The sequence below is a fragment of the Streptomyces sp. DSM 15324 genome, from assembly GCF_001514285.1.
In the GTDB taxonomy this organism is placed as follows: domain Bacteria; phylum Actinomycetota; class Actinomycetes; order Streptomycetales; family Streptomycetaceae; genus Streptomyces.
The window spans coordinates 21581-44772 of the sequence record NZ_KQ949042.1 but is presented as its reverse complement, the minus strand read 5'-3'; the positions used below and the strand labels follow the sequence as shown (position 1 = coordinate 44772).

Sequence of the window (23192 nt, the reverse complement as noted above, 5' to 3'; positions counted from 1 at the left end):
GATCACACTGAAGGGCGGATGACGGCACGGAGTGCCACTCAGTACATTCGAAGTAAACCCTCGTTCACTCCTCGGCGCGTGCAGGCCGGTAAGGGGAATCGCAGCTCATGACTGGATCTACTGGAACGAACAGCAGGACCTCGGTGATCGTCGCGGGCGCGCGCACGCCCATGGGGCGGCTGCTGGGCTCGCTGAAGTCCTTCTCCGGAGCCGACCTCGGCGGCTTCGCGATCAAGGCCGCGCTGGACCGCGCCGGGATCGGCGGCGACCAGGTGCAGTACGTGATCATGGGCCAGGTGCTCCAGGCCGGCGCGGGCCAGATCCCGGCCCGTCAGGCCGCCGTCAAGGCCGGCATCCCGATGAACGTCCCGGCGCTCACCATCAACAAGGTGTGCCTGTCCGGCCTCGACGCGATCGCGCTGGCCGACCAGCTGATCCGCGCGGGTGAGTTCGACGTGGTCGTCGCGGGCGGCCAGGAGTCCATGACCAACGCCCCCCACCTCCTGCCGAAGTCCCGCGAGGGCTACAAGTACGGCGCGATCGAGATGCTCGACGCCATGGCGTACGACGGTCTCACGGACGCCTTCGAGAACATCGCCATGGGCGAGTCCACGGAGAAGCACAACACGCGCCTCGGCATCCAGCGCCCCGAGCAGGACGAGATCGCCGCGCTGTCCCACCAGCGGGCCGCCGCCGCGCAGAAGAACGGGATCTTCGAGGCCGAGATCACCCCGGTCGAGATCCCGCAGCGCAAGGGCGAGCCGGTGGTCTTCAGCAAGGACGAGGGCATCCGCGGCGACACCACCGCCGAGTCCCTGGGCAAGCTGCGTCCGGCCTTCACCAAGGACGGCACGATCACCGCCGGCTCCTCCTCCCAGATCTCCGACGGCGCAGCCGCGGTTGTCGTGATGAGCAAGGCCAGGGCCGAGGAGCTGGGGCTCGCCTGGATCGCCGAGATCGGCGCCCACGGCAATGTGGCCGGCCCGGACAACTCGCTCCAGTCCCAGCCCTCCAACGCCATCACGCACGCCCTCGCGAAGGAGGGCCTCGGCGTCGCCGACCTCGACCTCATCGAGATCAACGAGGCCTTCGCCGCGGTCGCGGTCCAGTCAATGAAGGACCTCGGCGTGTCCACGGAAAAGGTGAACGTCAACGGGGGTGCGATCGCCCTCGGCCACCCGATCGGCATGTCCGGCGCCCGGCTCGTGCTGCACCTCGCCCTGGAGCTCAAGCGGCGCGGCGGCGGTGTCGGAGCGGCCGCGCTGTGCGGCGGCGGTGGCCAGGGCGACGCGCTGATCGTGCGCGTGCCCAAGGCCTGAGCCCGCGGCCCGGGCACGCGGTAGACCCCCTTCGGAACGGAGCTTTGATGCAGGACGTCCCCTCGCTGGTCGCCCAGGCCAGGGAAGGCCGACCCAGGGCCGTGGCCCGGCTGATCTCCCTGGTGGAGGGGGCGTCCCCGCAGCTCCGCGAGGTCATGGCGGCCCTGGCTCCGCTCACCGGCAACGCCTACGTCGTGGGCCTCACCGGTTCCCCGGGCGTCGGCAAGTCCACCTCGACGTCCGCGCTGGTGACGGCGTACCGCCGACAGGGCCGGCGGGTCGGCGTCCTGGCCGTCGACCCGTCGTCGCCGTTCTCCGGCGGCGCCCTGCTCGGCGACCGGGTCCGGATGGCCGACCACGCCTCGGACCCCGGCGTCTACATCCGCTCCATGGCCACCCGGGGTCATCTGGGCGGCCTCGCCTGGTCCGCCCCGCAGGCGATCCGGGTGCTGGACGCAGCGGGCTGCGAGGTGATCCTGGTCGAGACGGTCGGCGTCGGCCAGTCGGAGGTCGAGATCGCCTCCCAGGCGGACACCAGCGTCGTCCTGCTCGCCCCCGGCATGGGCGACGGCATCCAGGCGGCCAAGGCCGGCATCCTGGAGATCGGCGACGTGTACGTCGTCAACAAGGCCGACCGGGACGGCGCCGACGCCACCGCCCGGGAACTGAACCACATGCTGGGCCTCGGCCAGCCCCGCAGGCCCGGGGAGTGGCGCCCGCCGATCGTCAAGACGGTGGCCTCCCGGGCCGAGGGCGTCGACGAGGTGGTCGAGGCCCTGGAGAAGCACCGGGCCTGGATGGAGGAGCACGGCGTCCTCACCGAGCGCCGCCGTGCCCGCGCCGCCCACGAGGTCGAGACGATCGCCGTCACGGCCCTGCGCCGACGTATCGGCGACCTGCACGGCGACCACCGCCTCGGCGCCCTGGCCGACCGGATCGTCGCGGGCGAACTGGACCCCTACCGCGCGGCGGACACCCTGATCGCGGGCCTCACCGCGAGCTGAGCCCTCGTCACGCGGGCGCCGCCCTGCTCGGGCTCGTCCACCGTGGCCGAGGGGTGCCGGCCCTGTTCGGCGGTACCGCCGTCTTCACGCTGCCCGGGCAGCCCCTGCCGGGCGCTCCGCGGGGCTGCTCCGACGCGCCCACTGCCTCGACGGCGTCGCCGAGCACTTCTCTTCGTCGCCGGGCCCTGCTCGCGCGTTCCTGATGGGCGCGTTCCTGATGGACGCGAGGACGGCCGCCCTCGTGACCTCCCCGGCGCACGGAGCCGTGCCCTGGCGCGACGCGCCCGGCTGACGGCTGCCGCTGCTCACGGCGGGACTCGGACTGGCCCTGTGCGCCGCCGAAGTGGCACCCGGTGCCGTCTCCCGGCTGCCGTCGTCGTGGCCGTCAACGCGGACGAACGCCGCCGGGCGGAGCTTCGTCCCTGTCCGGGCTCCGCCCGGCGGTCGCGCGGGTGGTTACGGGCGTCCCCGCTGACCGCGCAGGTGCTCCGCGATCGGCTTCAGGGACGTGTCGAGGTCCGCGAGGGCCTCGGGGGTGAGGAGGTCGATGAAGTGCCGCCGCACGGATGACACATGGTGCGGGGCGACCTTCATCATGGTCTCCATGCCGTGCTCGGTCAGGACCGCGTAGAGCCCGCGACGGTCGGACTCGCAGTTCTCGCGCCGGACCAGGTTCGCGTTCTCCATGCGGGTGATCTGGTGCGAGAGACGGCTCTTGGACTGGAGGGTGGCGGACGCGAGGTCGCTCATCCGCATCCGGACGTCCTCCGACTCGGAGAGGTTCACCAGGATCTCGTAGTCGTTCATGGTCAGGCCGAACGGCTGCAGGTCCTTCTCGAGCTGGTACGTCAACAGCCTGTTGACCTCCAGGTGGGTGCGCCAGGCGCACTGCTCCGCATCGGTCAGCCAGCGCGTGGCCGTTTCGGTCTCCATATGTGAAGTCTACCTAAAATGTTGAAAGGCGAACTAGCGAGGGTGGTGTGACGGTGCGCACGCGTTCGATGTCACACTCCGCAGACTACCGCTCACAGCCCGAAGCGACGCTGGAGATCACCCAGCTGTCCGGGAAGGCGCGGTACACCGCTCTGACCGCCGTGCCCACCCGGGACGCCGGGCATTCCGCCCCCTCCGGGTACCCCCGGCTCGTGCGGAACGGTCCCCGTGGCCTGCTCCGCCATGAGGGTCTCGGTCGACTGCAGCAGCACCGTGCCGGCGCCGACGAACTCGAACTGGTGCTCTTCCCCGGAGGCCCCGCCGAGGCCCGTCAGCGCACGTAGACCGCCCATGACACCCGTCATGTACCCGTGGTCGTAGTGATGGCACGGGGAGGGGCAGTCGGCCCAGCCGACGAGTGCCTGGGGATCCACCCGGAGGGGAGGTTCCATGAACACCACCGGGCCGTTGGATGCGGCCACGAACTTTCCGGTTCCGATCAGCGTGAGAAATCCCGGCACGATCGACTGCTTGAGGGACAGAGTTGGCTGAAAAGCAAGCAGATTGCCCGAGCGAATGGTCAGGTTGCCGTCGTCCAGGTCGTACGAGTTCACGTCGAAGGCCCGGTCGGCGAGGAGCATCTTGCCCGAGCCCTCCGCCACGACCCAGTCGCTCGCGTGCAGAGGCGAATGGAACGAGGTGCGCACCAGCCGGTCCAGCCGGCCGTGCCCGATGCCGTTGAAATCGATCGACCCGTAGTAGGCGATCATCTTCCCCTTCTGGAGGAACCACTGGCTCCCCTTCAGTTCCACGCAGAAGGTGTAGTGGTTGACGTTGTCGTCGACCGGGAGGGTCATCGGGTCGTACACGGTGGGGCCGGCGGGGCCCATGCCCGGGTGGTGGCTCACAGCTTCTCCTCCGACGCCTGGACGAACACCGCACCGCTGCCGCTGAGCTCCAGCTGGAACGCCTCGCCGGAACCGCGCCCCACCATGTCCCGCCAGCCGAGCGCCGTCGACAGCTTGTTGCGGACGTCGCCGTGATGGGCGACGTAGGCCTGCGGATCGACATGGACGGGACGCTGTGGGGTGATCGGGATCTCGAAGACCCCGCCGTGGGCCATCACGGCGACCGCGCCGTGCCCCTTGAGGGTGGTGGTGAACAGGCCCTGGCCGCTGATCTGCCCGCGCACCATGCCCATGACGCCGCCCTGCGAGCCCAGGAACATCGTGCCCTGCTGGAGGGTGCCCTCGAAGGCGAGCAGGCGGTCCGCCTCGACGTACAGGGTGTCGCCGGTGAGCCGGATGACCTGGACGTGGTGGCCGCCGTGCCCGAAGAAGACCGTGCCGCTGCCCTCGACCGTCATCAGCGGGGTGTCCTCGTTGGCCAGCCGTCTGCCGATCATGGACATCACACCGCCCTGACCGCCCTGCAGGTTGGGGGTGAAGGAGACCTCGCCGCGGTACGCCAGCATGGCGCCGCGCTGACTGAACAGCCGCTGCCCCGGCACGACCGTCGCCTCGATCATCTTGGAGTTGAGCTCTCGGAAGGTCACCTCAGACGTCCCCCGCGATCGTGTTGCGCTCGCTCGGCTGGACGTACACCAGGCCGTCCCCCTCGAAGCGGATCTGGAAGGCCTCGCCGCCGCCCTCACCCAGGAACGTGCGGAACGTCACACCGGACTGGAAGGACTGACGGACGTTCCCCTGGTGGGCGATGTACGCGCCCGGGTCGACGGTCAGCGGGTACTGCGGGCTGACCCGCAGCACGACGGCCGGTCCGTCGGAGGTGATGGCCGCCTGGCCGTGCCCCTCCACCGTCGTGGTGAACAGCCCGTTGCCCTGGGAGGCGCCGCGCAGGCCGGTGAAACTCGTCCCCGTCCGCAGGCCCGCGTCCGTCGCGAGCAGATTGCTCGACTCCACGAACAACGTGTCCCCCTGGAGGCTGACGAGGTTGATCTCGGAGGCGCGGTCGGCGAACCAGCACGTCCCCTGTCCTCTCACCTCCATCACGGTCATCTGTTCGCCGGTGAGCCGCCGGGTCACCATCCCCCGGATCCCCTCACCGCCGCCACTGAGCTTCTTGAAGGCCATCTGACCGTCGTACGCGACCATCGAGCCGTTCTTCGCCTTCACGGCGTCCCCGGTCATGTCGACGGCGAGCACCTTGCTGCCTTGCAGTCGGAACATCGCCACGCTGCGAAAGGTAGCGGCCCCGCGGGTGCGCCGAACAGCACCTGTGGGTGGAGAACGACCCTGAGCGCACCCCTAGGGGGACCGTTTGCCACAATGGACGGACCCTTGTGCGTGCGTTCACAAGCGAACCGACCGACCTGAACCACCCGAAGTCCCCCCGAAGCCCCCCGATGTCCCCCTGATGTCCCCCGAAGGTGACCCGTGGACCTGAAGACCGCCTCCGCCCTCCGCCGCCTACGACTGGTCTCCGCCCCGGAGGCCGTCTCGTTCCTGCTGCTGCTCGTCTGCTCGGTGCTGAAGCGGACCACGGACTTCAACGCGGTGCCGGTGATGGGCATGGTCCACGGCATCCTGTTCGTCCTGTACGTGCTGTTCTGGGCGGACGCCTGGAACCGCGCCAAGTGGTCCCTGCGGACGGCCGCCCTCTACTTCGTCCTCTCCGTCCTGCCGACCGGCGGCTTCTTCGCCGAGCGCAGGCTGCGCCGCGAGGCCGAGAGCGCGGTCGACGCCGCCCTCGCCGCCCGTGCCCGCAAGGAAGGCGTGGTGAACGCGTGATCGTCGCCTTCTCCGTCACCCCGCTCGGCGTCGGCGAGGAGGTGGGCGAGTACGTCGCCGACGCCGTCCGCGTGGTCCGCGCGTCCGGCCTGCCCCACCGCACCGACGCCATGTTCACCTCCGTGGAGGGGGACTGGGACGAGGTCATGGACGTCGTCCGGCGCGCCGTGGCCGCCGTGGAGCAACGCGCCCCGCGCGTCTCCCTCGTCCTCAAGGCCGACATCCGCCCCGGAGTGACGGACGGTCTGACGTCGAAGGTGGAGACGGTCGAGCGCCACCTGGCCGACTGAGCGGCCCCCTCCCCGCGGCCGCCCCCCCCGTGAAGGGCGGCCGCGGGGCGGCTCACCGCCGTGCGGACGCGCGCCGCAGGTACTGCCGCACCGCCCGCTGGGCCACCGGGCCGAGTTCCTCCAGCGCGGCGACCAGGAGGCCGAGCTGCTGCAGCGCGTCGAGCGCGGAGGTGGCGCCGGCCGCGTCGACCCCTTCGTACAGCTCGATCCCGACGAACGAGGCCGCGACGGCCCGGGCGAGGCCCGGGGGATCGGTGAACTCGCCGAACGGGGTGCCGGTGAGCACGCGTTCGAGGACCTGCTCGATCTCCGCGACCCACAGGTCGAGGCCCGCCGCCGTGGCCGGGCCGAGTGTCGCGTGGGTCGGGGCGCCGGCCAGCAGCTGGCCGAGGAGCGCCACATGGCCGCCCGCGCGCTCCCGGTCATGGATCTCGCGCCCCAGGGCGAGGAGTTCCGTCAGCGAGGCGACGGCGGCGAGACGAGGCCGGTAGCGCGCCACCGTGCGCTCGGCGCCGTAGCGGCAGGCCGCCGCGAGCAGTTCGTCCACCGAGCCGAAGTAGTAGAAGACCAGCGCCTGGTTGACACCGGCGGCCGCCGCGATCGTCCGCGCCGACGCCTTGGCGATGCCCTGCTCGGTGAGCGTGCGCAGGGTGCCTTCCAGCAGCTTGGTCCTGGTGTCCGGACCGGTGCGCGGTGCGGGGCTCAATCGGGTGCCTCCGTGCTCGGGAAATGGTCGATACGGGTGAAATTCCGGTGCATCACAGGCCCCAGCGGTGGCGCTCCGACGGGTCCTGTGGTTGCGCCCGGACCCGTCGAAGCGGACCCGGATGTGCGCCCCCATGAAGATCGTCATACGAATTCCCCAGGTCGGGGCCTGTTTGAGCGATCGCTCAAACAGCTCGCGAGGGACGGTACACCCGTTTGAGCGGTCGCTCAATAGGGCGACCGGGGGACGGGTTTCGACCCGAGGGGCGCTGGCTAATCTCTCCCGGTGTCGATCAAGTCCTGTGTGATGAACCGTTGTTCGGCCGCCGTGCTCCTGGCGGCCGCGCTGGCCCTTCTCGCGTCCGGAGCCGGAACGCACCCGCGTGCGGGACACCCCGGCCACGCGTGCGTGCTCGCCCCCGGCGAGCTGACCGTCGACGACCTGCCCGCCGGCTCCTCCGCGACCCGCTGCGGCGCCGTGGGCCGTCTGGTCACCCACGGCGGCGCGGGCCTCACGGTCCCCGAACCCGGCACCGAGGTCAGCGTCGACTCCCTCACGGCGGACGGTTCCAGCCGCGGCTTCACCCTCGCCGTCGCCGCCGACGGCACGGTGTCCTACGGCTACGACGACGGCGAGGACGGCGGCACGGGCGGCCACCCGGCGGACGGCGAGGGCGACCGCAGCCACGCCGGCGCCCGGCACCGGCCCTCGCCCAAGGGCGCCCGTCCGCCCCGCCTCACCGGCAGCCGCGCCGACGCCCCCGCCCCCTGCGCGGACACCGCCTACTCCGTGGCCGACCGCAAGGAGTACGGCACGTACGAGTGGTTCATCGGCGACGGCCCCCAGCCGGGCGACCTGCCCCGCCGTCAGGTCCGCCAGGCCTTCGAGGACGGCATCACCGCCATCATCCGGGGCCGCAACGCCTGCGGACTCGCCGACACCATCAGCGCCCGCGCCAGGTTCCTGGCCGCCACCGGCCACGAGGCCGGGATCGACCAGATGGCCCGCTGCACCTTCAGGGACGGCATGAACGTCTGGGACGCCGGGGACCTCAGCAGCGACAGCGTCGCCACGACCTGCTCCTGGAGCCGCCCCGTCTCGCGGGGCCCGGACCGGCTGATCGAGGCCGACGTCCGCTTCAACATCCACGACTACACCTTCACCGACGACCCGACGGAGGCCTGCGAGGACGCGTACGACATCCGCAGCGTCGCCACCCACGAGGCCGGCCATGTCTTCGGCCTGGGCCATGTCGGGCAGGGCCACGAGAACCTCACGATGTTCCCGAGCTCCTTCTCCTGCTCCACCACCGCCCGCACCCTCGGCAAGGGGGACGTGCTGGGACTGCGCAGCATCTACTGAGAGATCTACTGAGAGATCTACTGAGAGCCGCCGTCGACCGCCGCCGTCCGCCGCACGTGCCAAGACCCTGCGCGCGATCCGGCGGACCGAAAGCCGAGACAGGGCTGACCACCATATGACCGGCGGGTAGGGTCGATTCCGTGCCGAAGCCGCTCAGTCTCCCCTTCGATCCCATCGCCCGCGCCGACGAGCTCTGGAAGCAGCGGTGGGGCAACGTGCCGTCCATGTCGGCGATCACGTCGATCATGCGCGCGCACCAGATCCTGCTCGCCGAGGTCGATGCGGTGGTCAAGCCGTACGGGCTGACGTTCGCCCGCTACGAGGCACTGGTGCTGCTCACCTTCTCCAAGGAGGGCGAGCTGACCATGTCGAAGATCGGCGAGCGGCTCCAGGTGCACCCCACCTCGGTGACCAACACCGTCGACCGCCTCGTGAAGTCGGGCCTGGTCGCCCGGCGCCCCAACCCCAACGACGGCCGCGGCACCCTCGCCGTCATCACCGACAAGGGCCGCGAGGTCGTCGAGGCGGCCACCCGTGACCTCATGGCGATGGACTTCGGGCTCGGCGTGTACGACGCGGAGGAGTGCGCCGAGATCTTCGCGATGCTGCGCCCGCTGCGGGTCGCGGCACGCGACTTCGACGAGGACTGACCCGGCCCAAGATCTACCGGAACGGGCGGTTACGCTCGACGGCATGAAGAAGAGCGTGCTGACCCGCTACCGCGTGATGGCCTACGTCACCGGTGTGCTGCTGGTCCTGCTGACCCTGGGCGTGATCGCCAAGTACGTGCTCGACCTCGACGGCGCAGACAGCTTCACCCGCGCCGTGGGCATCGCGCACGGCTGGCTGTACGTCGTCTACCTCGTCTTCGCCTTCGACCTGGGTTCCAAGGCGAAGTGGCCGGTCGGCAAGCAGCTGTGGGTGCTGCTCGCCGGCACCGTGCCGACGGCCGCGTTCTTCGTGGAGCGCAAGGTGACGCGCGAACTGGAGGAGCGGGTCGCCGACGCCGCCCCGGACGTCGTCAAGGCGTAGCCCCGGGCGCGTCCGCCGCACCCGGCGAGTGCTACGGAGACCGGGATCGGGGTCACCGACGCGTTCAAGGCGCTGAAGGCGCTGGACAACGTGGACCCGGAGACCCTGGCCCAGATCGAGCGCACTGTGAAGGCCTACGAGGACGCGCGCACGGCGTGCAAGCTCAACAGCTTCCCCGGCACGACCGAGGTGGTCCTGGCCGACGGCAGCCGCAAGGCGATCCGTGACGTGCGGTTCGGCGACCTGCTCCTGGCCACCGACCCGCTCACCGGCCGCACCCAGGCCGAGCCGGTCACCCGCACGTTCTCGCACCCGACCGAGGACCTGCTGGACATCACCCTGGCGGACGGCGGCCGTCTGACGAGCACGCCGGGCCACCGCTTCTACGTCACCGGCCGGGACTGGACCCTCGCGGCCGACCTGCGCGCCGGTGACACCCTGCGCACACCTCCGACGGAACCCTCCGTACCGTGGCCGAGGTGCGGGACCGGGCCGACCGTGCGCCCCGGACGGTCTACGACCTGACGGTGTCCGGCCTGCACACGTTCTACGCGGTGGCGGGCAGCACTCCGGTGCTGGTCCACAACTGCAACGACATCGTGCTCGACGGAGCCAAGTTCCCCGGCCTGGCGCACACGATCACCGAGCACGTGACGCCCGACAGGCTGGCGGCCGAGGCCCTGGCCGCCCAGAAGACGGCCAAGTACGGCAGGGACACGCCGAACAGCGTGTGGGTGAACCAGGACACGGCCCAGAAGGTCGTCGACGCCGCCCTGAAGGACAAGGCGAGCATGATCACCAACTGGCTGCGGGGCAACAAGACCGAGCTGGACTGGTCGGGCTTCTTCGGACCGAGGGACAGTTCCCTCGGCACGGTGTACTACGCCAACGGGACCGCGGCGGGCCGGGCCCCCACGGCCGCCGGCAACGGCTACTACATCAAGCTGGTGAGGGCACCGAAGGGGCCGGGCATTCCGAAGCACCCCCGGGGCTACTACGTGCAGACCTGCTACCCGAAGTAAGGTCCCGAGCGAGGAGGAGACACACGTGCAACGCTTCACCGCGTTCGGTTTCGGCGTCCCGTGGGTGATGGGCTTCTTCCACCAGGACTGGATCCACGACGGGCCCACGGCCGTCGACGTCGTGGCGAAGCACCTGGCGGAGGAGAGCGACGAGGAGGTCCTGGCGGTACGCCGGGACGCACATACGCTCGCCGGCCACCTGCCCTCGGAGACGCTCGAGGTCCTGTGGACCGCCGGAGCCCAGTACATGCCGGGTTTCGTGGGGATCACGGGAGCCGAGTGGACCGAGACGGTCGTCGGTCTGTGCGACGCCCGGCTGTCCGAGCGGCCGGACGCGCGTCCCCTCACGGGCGCCGACACGGAGGACGGCTGGTCCCAGCGTGAGGCGGTCGTGGCCGAGATCGAGCGGGCGGGGTTCCTGGCCGCCGAGGTGCGGGCGGCGCTCGTCGAGTGCGCTCGCCACTGCACCCCGGACCTGGCCTTCCGCGTCCTGCTCAATGCGGTGGAGCACGCTCCCGGCGCGACGCTGTCCCCGGAGCAGTACCAGGGGATGGAGGCCATCGGGACGGCCCTGCACTACGGCGAGTTCGTGGTGGACCGGGTCCGCTTCCTGGTGGAGACGCCCTGACCGGGAACTGACCGCGAAACCGGGGCCCGCACTCACCATGTTCTGTTCCAGCTTTGGCTAATGCGGTGGCGTGGCGGGCGCTGGCGGAGGGTCCGCACTCTGCTGGGCGCGGGCCCTTTCGCATGGGACGAGCGAGGGCCCGTGGTGCGGGAGAGTGCCGAAAAGCAGGCGTCAGATCGTTGTGGCTGCGCTCAGGCCGTTCAGCAGGAGCCGGGTGAAGGCCTGGGTCCACTGTGTGTCGACGGGCTCGGCGCTCACCAGTGACCGATGGACGACCGCTCCGGCGACGATGTCGAAGATGAGGTCGGCGGTGCGTGTGGCGTGCTCCGAACCTGATTCCGGGGGGAGCTCACCTCGGGCCTGCGCCCGGCTGCGGCCCTCCAGGACGAGGTGTTTCTGCGGCTCCACGATGGAGGAGCGGATGCGGGCGCGCAGGGCCTCGTCGCGGGTGGACTCGGCGATCACGGCCATCAGCCCGCTGCGGGCCTCCGGCAGCGCAAGGATCGCCGCGAACTGCAGGACCACGCCCTCGATGTCGGCGGCCAGACTGCCCCGGTCGGGGAGTTCCAGTGCGGCGAACAGCTCGGCCACCGCGTCGACGACGAGTTCGTTCTTGCCGGCCCAGCGGCGGTACAGGGTCGTCTTCGCCACCCCCGCGCGCGTCGCCACGTCCCCCAGGGTGAGTTTCGACCAGCCCAGCTCGACCAGCGCCTCCCGGGTCGCGGCCAGGATCGCGGTGTCCGCGGCGGCGCTGCGCGGGCGGCCGGCGCGGCCGACGGGGGTGCGGCTCTGCATGGACCGACCATAACCGCAGGTTTCGGACCCGCCAGTCCCCCGGTCGCCGTGAGAGAGATCACCGGGAACCCATGGTGCAGCGGCACTCGGTGCCATTACGATACGACTCGTAGCGAAAGCGTGCGACGCCGCTCCGCGCCACTCGTGACGGACGTTTCACGAACCGGGGACGCGGGCGTGGGGTGGGGACCCCGACGCCTGGGCAGGACGCTTTCGGAACGCTTTTCGCCTACGCGCGCGGACGGGGGAGGATAGGCGCATGCAGCCACGGAACATGTCCATGAGCGGAGTCGTCGACCTCGCCGCGGTGAAGGCGGCCCAGGAGGCCAAGGCGAAGGCGGAGCAGACGCGCGCCGAAACGGCCCGGCAGGGCGGCGCGGGGGCCGTCTCCCCGGCCGATCTCGTCATCGACGTCGACGAGGCGGGCTTCGAGCGCGAGATCCTGCAACGCTCCGCCGAGGTGCCGGTCGTCATCGATTTCTGGGCCGAGTGGTGCCAGCCCTGCAAGCAGCTGAGCCCGGTCCTGGAGCGGCTCGCCGTCGAGTACGACGGCCGCTTCCTGCTCGCCAAGATCGACGTCGACGTCAACCAGATGCTGATGCAGCAGTTCGGGGTGCAGGGGATCCCCGCGGTGTTCGCCGTCGTGGCGGGCCAGGCGCTGCCGCTCTTCCAGGGGGCCGCGGGCGAGGCCCAGATCCGTCAGACGCTGGACCAGCTGGTGCAGGTCGCCGAGGAGCGGTTCGGGCTCACCGGGCTGACCGTCGACCCCGATGCCGAGCCCCGGGGCGCGGGTGGCGCGTCGACCGCCGAGGCGCAGCCCGGCCCGTACGACGCGCTCCTGGAAGCCGCCGTACGGGCGCTGGACGCGGGTGACTTCGGCGGCGCGGTGCAGGCGTACAAGAACGTACTCGCGGATGACCCGGCGAACACGGAGGCGAAACTCGGTCTGGCGCAGGCCGAGTTGCTGCACCGGGTCGGCGGGATGGATCCGCAGCAGGTGCGCAAGGACGCGGCCGAGCGCCCCGCGGACGCCCAGGCGCAGATCGCCGCCGCCGACCTGGATCTGGTGGGGGGTCATGTCGAGGACGCGTTCGGGCGGCTCATCGAGACCGTGCGGCGCACGGCCGGTGACGACCGGGACGCCGTACGGCTGCGCCTGCTGGAGCTGTTCGAGGTCGTCGGACCCGACGACCCCCGGGTGGCGGCGGCGAGACGAGCGCTGGCGCGTGCGCTGTTCTGAGCCGCGCCCGGTCCGGGGGCTGACCAGTCGCTAAACGTCGGGGCCTGTGGTTCCGCAGTGAAAATTCAGCCGAGTTGGTTCCCCAGCGGCCGCGCTTTACCAAATCTTGGTAATCGCGGCCGCTGTTACTGGAAGTAAGACGAGGCCGTTGATCTGTCGGGTTCTGTCCGTCCATCAACGACTTTGTGCCGGGCCCTGTTGACACCCTCAGTCGTCGCCCGAGACCTCTGGGTCGTTGTACGGTTATCCGGCCGTTACTAGCGAGTAACGAACCCCCTTGTGCGGGCGGCGAGAATGGACCACGATCGGCCACGCTCGGTCCATTCCCGTACCCCGACAGCCGGTTGGGTACAACGGGTTTTCCTGGGTCCCCACCGAGCAGAGCCGACGGCAGACGCCGCGGGCTCTTGGGCAGGGGGGTCTTCGCCGCTGGGTGAAGCCTGTCCAGCAAGGTTGTGCGTGATGCGTGTCAGGCGCGACCAGTGGTTGTCGCTCGGGGGTGATCGCCGGTGATCGGTGCGCGGTACGCGCCTCCGGGACGGGCGCTCCCCTTCCCGAGGACGTAGCACTTCTCCCATCCCTGTCCGGCTGAGCCGCCGCATAAGTGGGGCGAGCCGGGGCCAGGAGATGTACGTCCGAGAAGGAGGAAATATGGAGTCCCAGGTGCGTGGCGGGACCAGATGGAAGCGGTTCGCGCTGGTCATGGTGCCCAGCGTCGCCGCCACGGCTGCGATAGGCGTCGCCCTGGCACAGGGTGCGCTGGCCGCGTCGTTCAGCGTTTCGGGTCAGTCGTTCAAGGTCGGTGCGGACTACCTGCACGGTACGGGCTTCTCGCAGTACGGCGCAGTCGACGCGGGCAAGGGGCTGGACGGCAAGGACCAGCTGCACCCCGTCGCGGTGTCGGCGTTCAACGACGCCGAGATCACGAACATGTGCCAGTCCGTCACCACGCCGGGCATCCCGCTGCTCGGTAGCGTGACGCTGACGCTGACGGCGGGAACGGGCAAGGAGCAGGTCCAGGCCCACACCCTGTACATCGACGTCGAGGACCTGAAGACGACGAAGGCCGTCTTCAACGGCATCGACATCGGTGTAGGTGCCGACGGCATCAACAAGGGCCCCGCCGTGAAGCAGGGCGAGATCGACCAGAAGCAGACGTTCGCTCACGGGTTCGCCCAGCAGGCCACGTCGGCCGACCTCTACGGCGTGCAGCAGACGGCGTGGGCGACCACCGCCGGCACCTTCACGCTGCCCGACCTTCACATGTCGCTGGCGGCCGGTTCCAAGGGCTGCTTCTAGTGCTCTGACGGGCGGGGAGCCCAAGGGCCTCCCCGCCCGTCCCGCTTCACGACTCGCGCACCCCCACGCAGTACATCCTCACCACAGCAACGCCGCACCAGGGAGCTGTTTTCCATGAGCGCCGAGACTTCTGCCGCACCCGGCCGGTTCACTCGCTGGAGGCTGCAGTTCCGCACCTGGCGGGGCACGAGGCCGTTCTGGGCCGGTCTGTTCATGATGATCGGTGGCGTCCCGATCATGTACTTCCCTTACGCGCACCTCACGATCGGCCAGCTCACGGTGCGCATGTCCACCACGGCGGGCGCGGGTTCCCTCATCATCGGGGTCCTGCTCATCGTCCTGGGCATCAGCCTCTGGTTCCAGAAGCACATCCGTACCTTCGCCGGTGTCGCGGCGATCCTGCTGGCACTGGTCTCCCTCCCGGTGTCCAACTTCGGTGGCTTCGTCGTCGGCTTCCTGTTCGGGCTGGTCGGCGGCGCGATGGCCATCGCGTGGGTGCCGGGTACACCGCAGGAGCCGCAGGCGGAGCAGACGCCGGAGGGCTTCGGCGGCGCGCCCGAGAGCGCCGTCCTGGACCTCACCAAGGCCGACGACGCCCCCGCCCGCCCCGACGCTGCCGGCGGGCCGGAAGAGCCGAACGACATGTCAGAAACGAGCCCGGCCAACGGGGCGAACGGGAGGCACAGTGTCGGCTGACGAGGTGACGCACGGGGCGGACGCGGACGCGTCCCGTGTGAGAACCGGGCCACGCCACGCGGCACCCAGGAAGCCGTTGCTCGCGCGGATGCACGTACCGGCGGGCAAGGCGATCGCCCTGGCGGCGATGCCGACGGCCGTGCTCATGGGGATGGGCTTCACGCCGACGCTCGCCCGCGCGGACGAACAGCCGGCGTCGAAGAGCCTCACGGCCGATGAGTACAAGGCCTGCGTCGACGCCATGACGGCCGAGGCGTCCCCCTCGGCGTCGCCGTCGGCCTCCAAGTCGTCGGCCGACACGAAGGACGCGTCCACGAGCGACTCGAAGGACACGACGTCCAAGGACACGACGTCCAAGGACACGGACGCGGGCGCGGACAGCGGTTCGGGTGGCTCCTCCTCGTCGGATTCAGGTTCCGACGACACGGCCGAGCCCTCGCCGTCGCCCTCCTCCGGCGCCGCGTCCTCGACGGACACCTCGGCGTCGTCCTCCGACGACACCGCGGCGGCCGAGCCGTCGGACACGGAGACGAGCAAGAACATCCTGGAGACCATCGGGGACGCCATCAAGGACGTCTTCGACGGCGACAACTCCGGCGACGCGACCGCGACGGCGAGCCCGTCGCCCTCCGCGTCCGCCTCGGAGAGCGCCGCGGACAGCGGCAAGGACACGTCCTCGGGCGCCTCCAAGGAGACGACCGAGAAGACCGAGAAGACCGCGAAGACATCCGGCACGGTGAAGGACGCCGAGAGCCAGGCGGCCGCTGCCGCCGCCGACACCGCCGACACCGCGACGAAGGACCCCTCGCCCTCCGCCTCGGCCAGCGCCTCGCCGAGCCCCTCCGCGAGCGCCACGACGGACGTCGCGAACTGCCCGGTCGCCACGGACGACGTCAGCGGGGTGGACAACAAGCTTCCCCTGCCCGACGACCCCTGGTACCTGAACGCCAGTTCGTTGCTGCTGAAGGACGCCGACTACCAGGGCATAGTCAAGGTGAAGACGTCCAGCGGCAAGACCAAGCAGGTGCTGAAGTACGTCATCTCCGGCGGCATCGAGATCGGCGACCTGCACCAGACCGTGATCGACAAGAAGGCGGGCAAGACCTACCACGTCCAGGCGCGCACCGGTCTTCCGAACTCGACCATCGACCACGGCGACACGGTCATGTACACCGAGAGCATCTCGGGGAACCTGTTCGGCCTGATACCGGTCACGTTCACCCCGGAGAACCCGCCGCCGCTGAACATCCCGCTGATCTACTTCACCAACGTCAAGGTCCAGCAGGCCGGCCAGTTCGGCGGCACGCTGACCGTCCCGGGCCTGCACCAGTACACCACCTGAGTCGCCCCCGGAAGCCCGTTCGGGAGCCGCACCATGAGCCGTGGCCCGGTCCTCCATGCGTGAGGGCCGGGCCACGGCTATCTGCGGTGCACCCGAAGACACTTCACGTCTGCTCCGTATCCCCGGCAATTCCTGACCCAAGGTGATCAATCTTGGCTAGTGTTGCACTGCGCATGTTCCGGATCTGACCAATCCGCGTTTGCGTATCACCGTTTGTGACCGGGGGGACTGTGTCGTCAAACGGACCACTTGTTATGCCCCGAGTGGTCCCGCAGTGCTGCGCTCAGGCTCGTGGGCGAACGCCTGTCCCTTGGTCTTCCTCCACATGCAGGAAGGGATACCACGCTTGCGTTTCAGCCCTCGAGGATTTCCCGGGCCGGTTCCGATGTCGAAGCGATCCGGCCTGGCTCGACTCCTCCCGCTCCCCGTCGCCGCCGCGCTTGTCGCAGGCATCGCCGCCACCCCTGACCTGATCGGCCGTTACGCCGGCCTGGACGCCGTGCCCGCGAGTGACTCGTACCCCTGGTTCGAGGACACCGCCGCCGAGCAACTGCGGCAGGACCAGTGCCTGATGAGCGATGTGCTGCGGCTCGGTGGCCCCGCCATGTCCGCCACCGCGCAGGACGGCCTTGGCCAGCCCGCGGACAGGCTGCACGAGCTCGCCGACCGCAAGCGGTGGGAGGCCACCCCACTGGCCACGGCGTACAAGAGCGACCGTGACACGGCCGACAAGGAGATGGACGCGCTCAGCGCGCTCCGCGACGCCTGGAAGAAGCCCCTGGAGGGACTGACCAACCCCGCCGGTTTCACCGACGCCGACTTCCGGTGGCCGCCCAACGGCCACGACGGCAAGCCCAGCTTCTACGGTCAGACCGGCCTCTCCCAGTGGGTCTCCGACCGCTTCTGGCAGGACGAGGCGAGCTTCTACAAGGACCCCACCACCGCCGCAGACACGGCCACCCGCAAGGCCGTCGCTGATCTCGGCACCCCGCTGTACGGCAAGGACCCCTCCCCGGTCGGGATGACCCACGACGAGTGGAACCGTGCCCTCTCCGAACGCGCCGCGTTCCGGTGGCTGAGCGGGGAGTCGATCGGCCCGCCGGGCGCCGACGACGCCCGCGTCTTCCTGGCCTCCGGCGGCTTCCCACGCACCGCTCCGCAGCAGGACAGTCCCGAGTACCGGATCGCGGTCGAGGACATCAAGTCCCGCTTCGCCGCGTGCGCCTGGCGCGACCCGCTCGACCCGGACGGCGCCCTGACCGACGTCACGGCCACCGCCGCGGCCGAGTGGCAGCAGGAGATCGCCTCCCAGGCCACGCAGCGCAACCAGGTCCTGAACGCCAACAAGGACGCCACCAAGGCCCTCGCGGCCGGCGCGAAGACCCTGGGCGACCTGCTCGGCCACTCCTGGGTGGCCGATCACCTCGCCCGCTGGCAGGACTACTGGTCCGCGGGCGGTGTCGGCTACATCGGCAACGCCCCGACGACGATCGAGGTGACCGGCAAGAAGGGCCTGTGCCTCGACGCGGCCGGCGGTGGCACGGCCAACGGCACCGTGGTCCAGATCTACACCTGCAACGGCACTGCCGGGCAGGAGTGGACGGTCGAGGGCGACGCCGCTGGCCTTCACCTGCGCAATGCCAAGTCCTTCAAGTGCGTCGAGGTCGCGGGCAACAACCCGGCGAACGGCACGAAGATCCAGCTCTCGACGTGCAACAGCTCCCCGGCCCAGACCTGGGAGTACAACGTCCGCGCCGCCACACCGCTGAAGAGCGTGGGCACCGGCAAGTGCCTGGACCTGAAGACGTACGACAACGGCCAGGACTCCCGGCTGTGGGCTTGCTCCGGCGGAACCCCGCAGAAGCTCACGATCAAGCTGTCGGGTCATACCGGCACCGTGCCGCCGGCCGCGCAGTTCACGAAGGCCAAGGCTGGCATCGCCACTGCTCAGGCATCGGCCAAGAAGCAGCTGGAGGCCCTCAAGGCCCAGCTGACCGCCGCGCAGAAGGCGGCCACCGCCTCCGACACCGCCGAGCAGGCGGCGTACGCCCTAGCCGACTCGGTCGGCGCGCCACGCGGCCGCGGTCTCCTGGTGGGTCAGCAGAAGGCGCAGGTCACCAAGGGAGCGGCAGCCGCCCTGGAGGCGATGGTGAAGGCGGGCGAGACCGCTGAGGCCGCCACCCGTGCCTCTGCGGCCGACAGCGCGACCATCGCCCAGCGGGCGCTGGCCCAGGCCGCGCAGTCGAAGGCCGAGTTCCGCAAGAAGGCCGCGGAGAAGGCCGCACTCCAGGCGAAGGCCGCCGCCGACGCGGCGAAGGTGCACCGCGACAACGCCAAGAAGGACAAGGAGACGGCCGAGGCCAAGCTCACCGTCGCCCTCAAGGCCGAAGGTGACGCCAAGGCGGCCGCCGCCGACGCTCACGCCAAGCGACTCGCGGCGGAGGCCGAGGAGGCGACGGCGAAGGCGGAGAAGGAGAACGCCGCCGCCAAACAGGCCGAGGCCGCCCGGTACAAGCTGAATGCCCAGACCGAGGCAGGGATCGCGAAGGACGCCAAGGCGAAGGCCGAGGCGGCCGAGCAGACCGCGGTCGCGCGCAAGGATGACGCGGTCACGGCCCGCGACAACGCCAAGGCCAAGCGCGACGACGCCTGGGAGGCCGAGCAGAAGGCCGACGCCGAGCGCGCCAAGGCCGACGCGAAGGAGGCGTACGCGCAGTCCCTCGACTCGGGCGACGCGGCGACCGCGGCCCGCACCGCCGCTGACGAGGCCGACCAGCACGCCACCGACGCCGAGAGCGCGGCCGGCCGGGCACGTACCGCCGCGGACGCGGCCACTCGGGCCGCCGCTGACGCGGACGCCGCAGCTACCCGCGCCGAGGCCGCGGCCAAGCGGGCGCGCTCCGACGCGGACGCCGCCCAGGCCGCCAAGCTGCGCGCGGACGCCGCGGTGAAGACCGCGACGAGCGCCGCGGCGGACGCGATCGCCGCAGCGCAGCACGCAGCCGCAGAGGCCAGGACCGCCGTCGCCCTGGCCGACGAGGCACAGGTGCACGCCAAGGACTCCAGGACCCAGGCGAACGCGGCACAGGCGGAGGCGGTGAAGGCCTTGGCCGCCTCGGCGAAGGCCGCGGGCTTCGCGTACGTCACGGCACAGGCCGCCGCGGACGCCGGCAGCGCCGCCGCCCAGGTCGCCCAGCCCGCCAACGACGCCGTTCAGCTCGGCTCCGCCTACGTCGACAGCGACTCGGCCGCCGGTCTGGTGGTCCTGAGCGGCCAGGCGTCGAAGACGATCGCCGAGCAGCAGAAGGCCGTCGCCGACGCCCACGCCAAGAACGCCCAGGAGGAGGCTGCCGCCGCGAAGGCCCTCGCCGACCAGGCTCAGGGTGACGCCAAGGAGGCGTACCAGCACGCGGCCAACGCCGCCCAGTACGCCGCGGACGCCCGCGGCTACGCCAAGGAGGCACTCGGCTACGCGGCTGACGCAGCCAAGGCCGCCGCCGCGGCTTCAGCATCCCTGGCCCGCACGGTCGAGTACGACCGCCAGGCGACCGACGACGCCGCAGCCGCCGACAAGGCGGCGGGCCGGGCCGAGGGCTTTGCCTCCGACGCCCGCGCCTCCGCCGACCAGGCCGCCCTCGACGCGCAGGGCGCCCGCGCCGCCGCCTCGGAGGCGGAACAGGCCGCCAAGGACGCCCGAGCGGCAGCCGATCGCGCCGACACCGCCGCGACCGAGGCCGAACAGGCGGCGAAAGACGCCGAAAAGTACGCCAAGGAGGCCCAGGAGGCCGCCGAGCGCGCGGAGACCAAGGGCAACAACGACGAGATCGCGAACGGTTCCTCGACCGGCGTCGGCAACGTGTTCTACGTCGTCGACCACATCGAGACCGTCGGCGAGCCCGACGTGATCAAGAAGGATAACTGCAACGTCATCATCCACATTGGTAACTGCACGATCACGGCTGTGATCCACTTCAACGCGGTGGTCGACCTCTACCTGTGCACCGCCGAGGAGCTGCCGGCAACCGAGTACGGGTGCCCCTCCACATCCACCGTCTTCCTCGGCCCCAAGACGCTCACGGGGCTGGAGAAGAAGGTCACCTACACCCTCACCATGGAGGAGTTCAACTCCGGCATCGACCCGGTGCACATCCTGCTCGGCGACTTCATCGAATGCGGCAAGAAGCTCGCGCCCTGGCTGGAGGGCGGCAACGGCACCAGCTGCCTGTGGGCGGCGAGCTGGTTCGTCGGCGGCAAGACCGTCCAGGCCGTCGCCGACGCGATCCACGCCCTCAACGTCGCGATGCACACCGGCATCGGAGTCACCGACGCGTTCAAGGCCTTGAAGGCGCTCAACCTGGACGCCAACGCCATGGCGGACATCGAGCGGACCGTGCACCTCTACGAGGACCTGATCACAACCTGCAAGGTCAACAGCTTCCCCGGCACCACCCAGGTGATCATGGCCGACGGCAGCGGGAAGCCGATCAGCGAGGTGCGCCGCGGTGAACGAGTGCTCGCCGCGGACCCGGAGACCGGTCGGCAGCGGGCGCAGAGGGTCACCTCGACCTTCGTGCACGACACCGACCGCCTGGTGGACATCACCTTCATCGACGGCGACCGCCTCACCAGCACCGCCGGTCACAAGGTCTACGTCGCCGAGCGCGGCTGGCGGCTGGTGTCGGAGCTGCGCGCAGGTGACGCGCTGCGCTCCCCGGACGGCTCGCTGCACACCGTCGGCGCTCTGCGGGACCGTACCGGTCTCAAGGCGAGCAGGGTCTACGACCTGACGGTGGACGGACTGCACACGTTCTACGTGCGCACCGAGGGCTTCCGCCCGGACGACCTGCTGGTCCACAACTGCATGAACCTCGCGGATGAACTGCTCTACCCGCAGACCCAGGCGCACACCCTGTCCAAGCACGTCCGGCCGACTCCGGGGGAGGCCCGCGCATTCGCCGAGGAGAATCTGCGCAATGGCCGTGAGCCCATCAACAGCGTCTGGGTGAGCGAGGAGATCGCCCAGCAGGGTGTCGACCGCGCGTTCGCTTCGTACTTCTTCCCGAACGGCAAGAAGCGGACGGCGAGCTTCGACGCTCTGGACAACTGGGTTGCCAAGCGAGGCAGTTGGAGGAACAAGAAGGAGTTCACGTTCACCGCGCGATGGGACAAGTACCCGTCCCTCGGCACGGTGTACCGAGCCGACGGCAGTTCGTACGCCGCGGGGAACACGATCAAAGTGACTCTCCACAGACTGCCCGGCAAGTCGGGGCACGAGGGCTTTATCGTCTACACCGCGTACCCGGTCTGATCTCTCGCCCAGGGGCCCGCCCCACCTTCGAGGCGGGCCCCTGCACAGCACCCGACAGACGCGGGCAACCGTCAGACAGGAAGAAGAACCGACGATGGCCAGGCAGCGCGAGGCATACGCCGCGTTCTACGAGGGTGACTTCGGCCTCAGTGAGCTGACCGCGCGGCTGGCCGCCGCGTCGGCACCCCCGGACCGGGCCCGGGCGCTGGCCCTGGCGGCCGACGTGGCAGCCCTCTGCGAGGGCGAGGGCGCGGTGGAGCTCGGTGTCGACGCGGGATGCCTGCTGCAATCCCCGCTTCCGGACGACGTGATCCGTACGGCGTGGCTGGCGGCCACCCGGCACCGGTTCGACCCCGCGGGCCACGACCTCACCATGCGCGAGTGGCTGGGCCTCCTCACGGAGCGCTGGCCAGCCCGGGCCCGCAAGGGGAACGGGCCGCGTTTCCTCTCGCGGCCGTCGGTCGACGAGGAGAGCCTGCGCGCGACGGTCGTACGGGAGATGGGCATCACCGTCCTGCCCGACCGAACTGCCGCGGCGGCCCTGGCGAACGTCGCCGAACAGGCCGACGCCGACCTGGGACTGCGTCTGTTCCTACGAGCGGTCAAGGCGTATTCCGTGCCCGTCGGGAAAGACGCGTACGACCGGCTGATGCGACTCGACGAACAGCTCGGGTATCCGGGGCCCGTGGTCTACGACGGCCTGAACGTCCTCTGGCCGCCCCTGGACACTGGCCGCCGCGACGCCAGGGGTGACTTCGGCTTCTCCGGCCTCACCGCATGGTTCGCGGGCGGCTGGTACCACGACGCCACACCGGAGGAAGCCGTACGCCAGGCGGCCGCCGCGGACCACGACGGCCAGACACCCGGAACCCAGGCGGCCTTCCTGCTGGAGGACACGCTCCGGCTGCTGGACTCACCCCTGTCCTCCAAGGCCCTCACCGACCTGTGGCTGACTGCCACGGGCCGGGGGTACGCCATCGACCGGCTGGGCATCGACGGCCGCGACTGGCTCCGGGGGATCGCGGACGTCTGTCGGGAGCGTCTGCGGGAAGTGGCGCCCGAGTACATTCCGGCCCCGCCGGCACCGGTCACCGAGCCGGTCGACGACGTGCTGCGCGAGCTCCATGAGGCCGGGCTCCCACACCCCGCAACGGCGGCGCTGGAACAGGTCGTGTCCCAGGTCGACCCCGACCTCGGGTTCCGGCTCTTCCTCCGGATCCTGAAGGCGTACCTGGTTTCGGTCCCGGAGTCGCGGTACCTGCGGTATCACGAGCTTGGTGAGTACTTCGGCTACCACGAACTCGTCGTCGACGACGGGACACTTCGGTCCGTTCCGGACCTCGCCTGACGGACGCGGCACACAGCACATCGCGGCCGAGGGAACCGTGTCCCTGTCGCGAGGGAACGGGTCGTTCGGACAGCTGAGGGCGCCCCCTGCCACAGGGAGCGCCCTCAGCGTCGTACCG

The 23192-nt window shown here is 70.4% G+C and carries 22 protein-coding genes; 16 read left to right on the top strand and 6 right to left on the bottom strand.

Annotated elements, in window-relative coordinates; translation table 11 throughout:
• Positions 1–107: 107 nt before the first annotated feature.
• Together AQJ58_RS39005 and meaB are read left to right on the top strand one after the other, a co-directional pair.
• Entirely contained in the window at positions 108–1319 is a 1212-nt protein-coding gene (locus AQJ58_RS39005) for an acetyl-CoA C-acetyltransferase (protein WP_067259239.1), read from the top strand.
• A gap of 47 nt (positions 1320–1366) precedes the next feature.
• Complete coding sequence (meaB, locus tag AQJ58_RS39000; protein WP_067259237.1) at positions 1367–2323, top strand: methylmalonyl Co-A mutase-associated GTPase MeaB; 957 nt, start codon at positions 1367–1369, stop codon at positions 2321–2323.
• A gap of 456 nt (positions 2324–2779) precedes the next feature.
• Here meaB and AQJ58_RS38995 read toward each other — a convergent pair whose 3' ends face one another.
• The 4 genes from AQJ58_RS38995 to AQJ58_RS38980 all read right to left on the bottom strand — a co-directional run bounded on the left by AQJ58_RS38995 (position 2780) and on the right by AQJ58_RS38980 (position 5445).
• On the bottom strand, positions 2780–3256 hold the full coding sequence (locus tag AQJ58_RS38995) for a MarR family winged helix-turn-helix transcriptional regulator (protein WP_067259236.1): 477 nt from the start codon (positions 3254–3256) through the stop codon (positions 2780–2782).
• Positions 3257–3348: 92 nt separating this feature from the next.
• Positions 3349–4146, bottom strand: coding sequence for an AIM24 family protein (locus AQJ58_RS38990; protein WP_107122268.1), 798 nt, complete (start codon positions 4144–4146; stop codon positions 3349–3351).
• 14 nt (positions 4147–4160) lie between these two features.
• Positions 4161–4811: an AIM24 family protein gene (locus tag AQJ58_RS38985; RefSeq protein ID WP_067259232.1), complete on the bottom strand. Its 651-nt coding sequence runs from the start codon at positions 4809–4811 to the stop codon at positions 4161–4163.
• 1 nt (position 4812) lies between these two features.
• Positions 4813–5445, bottom strand: a complete 633-nt coding sequence (locus AQJ58_RS38980) for an AIM24 family protein (RefSeq protein WP_067259230.1) — start codon at positions 5443–5445, stop codon at positions 4813–4815.
• Positions 5446–5652: 207 nt separating this feature from the next.
• Between AQJ58_RS38980 and AQJ58_RS38975 the strand changes: the two genes are divergently transcribed.
• Both AQJ58_RS38975 and AQJ58_RS38970 read left to right on the top strand, forming a co-directional pair.
• On the top strand, positions 5653–6006 hold the full coding sequence (locus AQJ58_RS38975) for a DUF3817 domain-containing protein (protein ID WP_067259228.1): 354 nt from the start codon (positions 5653–5655) through the stop codon (positions 6004–6006).
• The gene (locus AQJ58_RS38970; RefSeq protein WP_067259226.1) at positions 6003–6296 is read left to right on the top strand and encodes an MTH1187 family thiamine-binding protein; all 294 of its coding nucleotides are present in this window, start codon (positions 6003–6005) and stop codon (positions 6294–6296) included. The genes AQJ58_RS38975 and AQJ58_RS38970 overlap by 4 nt, the downstream gene beginning before the upstream one ends.
• 52 nt (positions 6297–6348) lie before the next feature.
• Here the strand turns inward: AQJ58_RS38970 and AQJ58_RS38965 are convergent, their stop codons facing one another.
• On the bottom strand, positions 6349–7002 hold the full coding sequence (locus tag AQJ58_RS38965; RefSeq protein WP_067259224.1) for a TetR/AcrR family transcriptional regulator: 654 nt from the start codon (positions 7000–7002) through the stop codon (positions 6349–6351).
• Positions 7003–7287: 285 nt separating this feature from the next.
• Here AQJ58_RS38965 and AQJ58_RS43140 point away from each other — a divergent pair, with 285 nt between their 5' ends.
• The 6 genes from AQJ58_RS43140 to AQJ58_RS38935 all read left to right on the top strand — a co-directional run bounded on the left by AQJ58_RS43140 (position 7288) and on the right by AQJ58_RS38935 (position 11046).
• Positions 7288–8364, top strand: a complete 1077-nt coding sequence (locus AQJ58_RS43140) for a matrixin family metalloprotease (RefSeq protein ID WP_234360452.1) — start codon at positions 7288–7290, stop codon at positions 8362–8364.
• A 140-nt stretch (positions 8365–8504) separates the two neighbouring features.
• Positions 8505–9014, top strand: coding sequence for a MarR family winged helix-turn-helix transcriptional regulator (locus AQJ58_RS38955; RefSeq protein WP_067259222.1), 510 nt, complete (start codon positions 8505–8507; stop codon positions 9012–9014).
• Between the two features lie 43 nt (positions 9015–9057).
• On the top strand, positions 9058–9396 hold the full coding sequence (locus AQJ58_RS38950; RefSeq protein WP_067259221.1) for a DUF3817 domain-containing protein: 339 nt from the start codon (positions 9058–9060) through the stop codon (positions 9394–9396).
• Between the two features lie 90 nt (positions 9397–9486).
• Complete coding sequence (locus AQJ58_RS45210; RefSeq protein WP_067259219.1) at positions 9487–9921, top strand: polymorphic toxin-type HINT domain-containing protein; 435 nt, start codon at positions 9487–9489, stop codon at positions 9919–9921.
• Entirely contained in the window at positions 9867–10418 is a 552-nt protein-coding gene (locus AQJ58_RS45205; RefSeq protein WP_067259217.1) for an RNase A-like domain-containing protein, read from the top strand. Before AQJ58_RS45210 ends, AQJ58_RS45205 begins: the two co-directional genes overlap by 55 nt.
• Positions 10419–10443: 25 nt before the next feature.
• Positions 10444–11046: a contact-dependent growth inhibition system immunity protein gene (locus AQJ58_RS38935; RefSeq protein ID WP_067259216.1), complete on the top strand. Its 603-nt coding sequence runs from the start codon at positions 10444–10446 to the stop codon at positions 11044–11046.
• 171 nt (positions 11047–11217) lie between these two features.
• Here AQJ58_RS38935 and AQJ58_RS38930 read toward each other — a convergent pair whose 3' ends face one another.
• On the bottom strand, positions 11218–11841 hold the full coding sequence (locus tag AQJ58_RS38930; protein ID WP_067259214.1) for a TetR/AcrR family transcriptional regulator: 624 nt from the start codon (positions 11839–11841) through the stop codon (positions 11218–11220).
• A gap of 259 nt (positions 11842–12100) precedes the next feature.
• Here AQJ58_RS38930 and AQJ58_RS38925 point away from each other — a divergent pair, with 259 nt between their 5' ends.
• The 6 genes from AQJ58_RS38925 (at position 12101) to AQJ58_RS45200 (ending at position 23074) form a co-directional block, all read left to right on the top strand.
• Complete coding sequence (locus tag AQJ58_RS38925; RefSeq protein ID WP_067259212.1) at positions 12101–13081, top strand: tetratricopeptide repeat protein; 981 nt, start codon at positions 12101–12103, stop codon at positions 13079–13081.
• 651 nt (positions 13082–13732) lie between these two features.
• Positions 13733–14380, top strand: coding sequence for a DUF6230 family protein (locus tag AQJ58_RS38920; protein WP_067259210.1), 648 nt, complete (start codon positions 13733–13735; stop codon positions 14378–14380).
• A 114-nt stretch (positions 14381–14494) separates the two neighbouring features.
• A complete protein-coding gene (locus tag AQJ58_RS38915; protein ID WP_067259208.1) occupies positions 14495–15076 on the top strand; it encodes a DUF6114 domain-containing protein in 582 nt (193 codons plus the stop codon).
• A complete protein-coding gene (locus AQJ58_RS38910; RefSeq protein ID WP_067259206.1) occupies positions 15066–16418 on the top strand; it encodes a hypothetical protein in 1353 nt (450 codons plus the stop codon). The genes AQJ58_RS38915 and AQJ58_RS38910 overlap by 11 nt, the downstream gene beginning before the upstream one ends.
• Before the next feature lie 385 nt (positions 16419–16803).
• Complete coding sequence (locus tag AQJ58_RS38905; protein ID WP_067259204.1) at positions 16804–21726, top strand: RICIN domain-containing protein; 4923 nt, start codon at positions 16804–16806, stop codon at positions 21724–21726.
• Between the two features lie 94 nt (positions 21727–21820).
• Complete coding sequence (locus tag AQJ58_RS45200) at positions 21821–23074, top strand: hypothetical protein (RefSeq protein WP_234360451.1); 1254 nt, start codon at positions 21821–21823, stop codon at positions 23072–23074.
• Positions 23075–23192 lie beyond the last annotated feature (118 nt).

Bases quoted from the DNA above. Each gene is read 5' to 3' on its own strand.
- AQJ58_RS39005 (WP_067259239.1), top strand. From the start codon at position 108: ATGACTGGATCTACTGGAACGAACAGCAGGACCTCGGTGATCGTCGCG.
- meaB (WP_067259237.1), top strand. From the start codon at position 1,367: ATGCAGGACGTCCCCTCGCTGGTCGCCCAGGCCAGGGAAGGCCGACCC.
- AQJ58_RS38995 (WP_067259236.1), bottom strand. From the start codon at position 3,256: ATGGAGACCGAAACGGCCACGCGCTGGCTGACCGATGCGGAGCAGTGC.
- AQJ58_RS38990 (WP_107122268.1), bottom strand. From the start codon at position 4,146: ATGGGCCCCGCCGGCCCCACCGTGTACGACCCGATGACCCTCCCGGTC.
- AQJ58_RS38980 (WP_067259230.1), bottom strand. From the start codon at position 5,445: ATGTTCCGACTGCAAGGCAGCAAGGTGCTCGCCGTCGACATGACCGGG.
- AQJ58_RS38950 (WP_067259221.1), top strand. From the start codon at position 9,058: ATGAAGAAGAGCGTGCTGACCCGCTACCGCGTGATGGCCTACGTCACC.
- AQJ58_RS38930 (WP_067259214.1), bottom strand. From the start codon at position 11,841: ATGCAGAGCCGCACCCCCGTCGGCCGCGCCGGCCGCCCGCGCAGCGCC.
- AQJ58_RS38925 (WP_067259212.1), top strand. From the start codon at position 12,101: ATGCAGCCACGGAACATGTCCATGAGCGGAGTCGTCGACCTCGCCGCG.
- AQJ58_RS38920 (WP_067259210.1), top strand. From the start codon at position 13,733: ATGGAGTCCCAGGTGCGTGGCGGGACCAGATGGAAGCGGTTCGCGCTG.
- AQJ58_RS38915 (WP_067259208.1), top strand. From the start codon at position 14,495: ATGAGCGCCGAGACTTCTGCCGCACCCGGCCGGTTCACTCGCTGGAGG.
- AQJ58_RS38905 (WP_067259204.1), top strand. From the start codon at position 16,804: ATGTCGAAGCGATCCGGCCTGGCTCGACTCCTCCCGCTCCCCGTCGCC.
- AQJ58_RS45200 (WP_234360451.1), top strand. From the start codon at position 21,821: ATGGCCAGGCAGCGCGAGGCATACGCCGCGTTCTACGAGGGTGACTTC.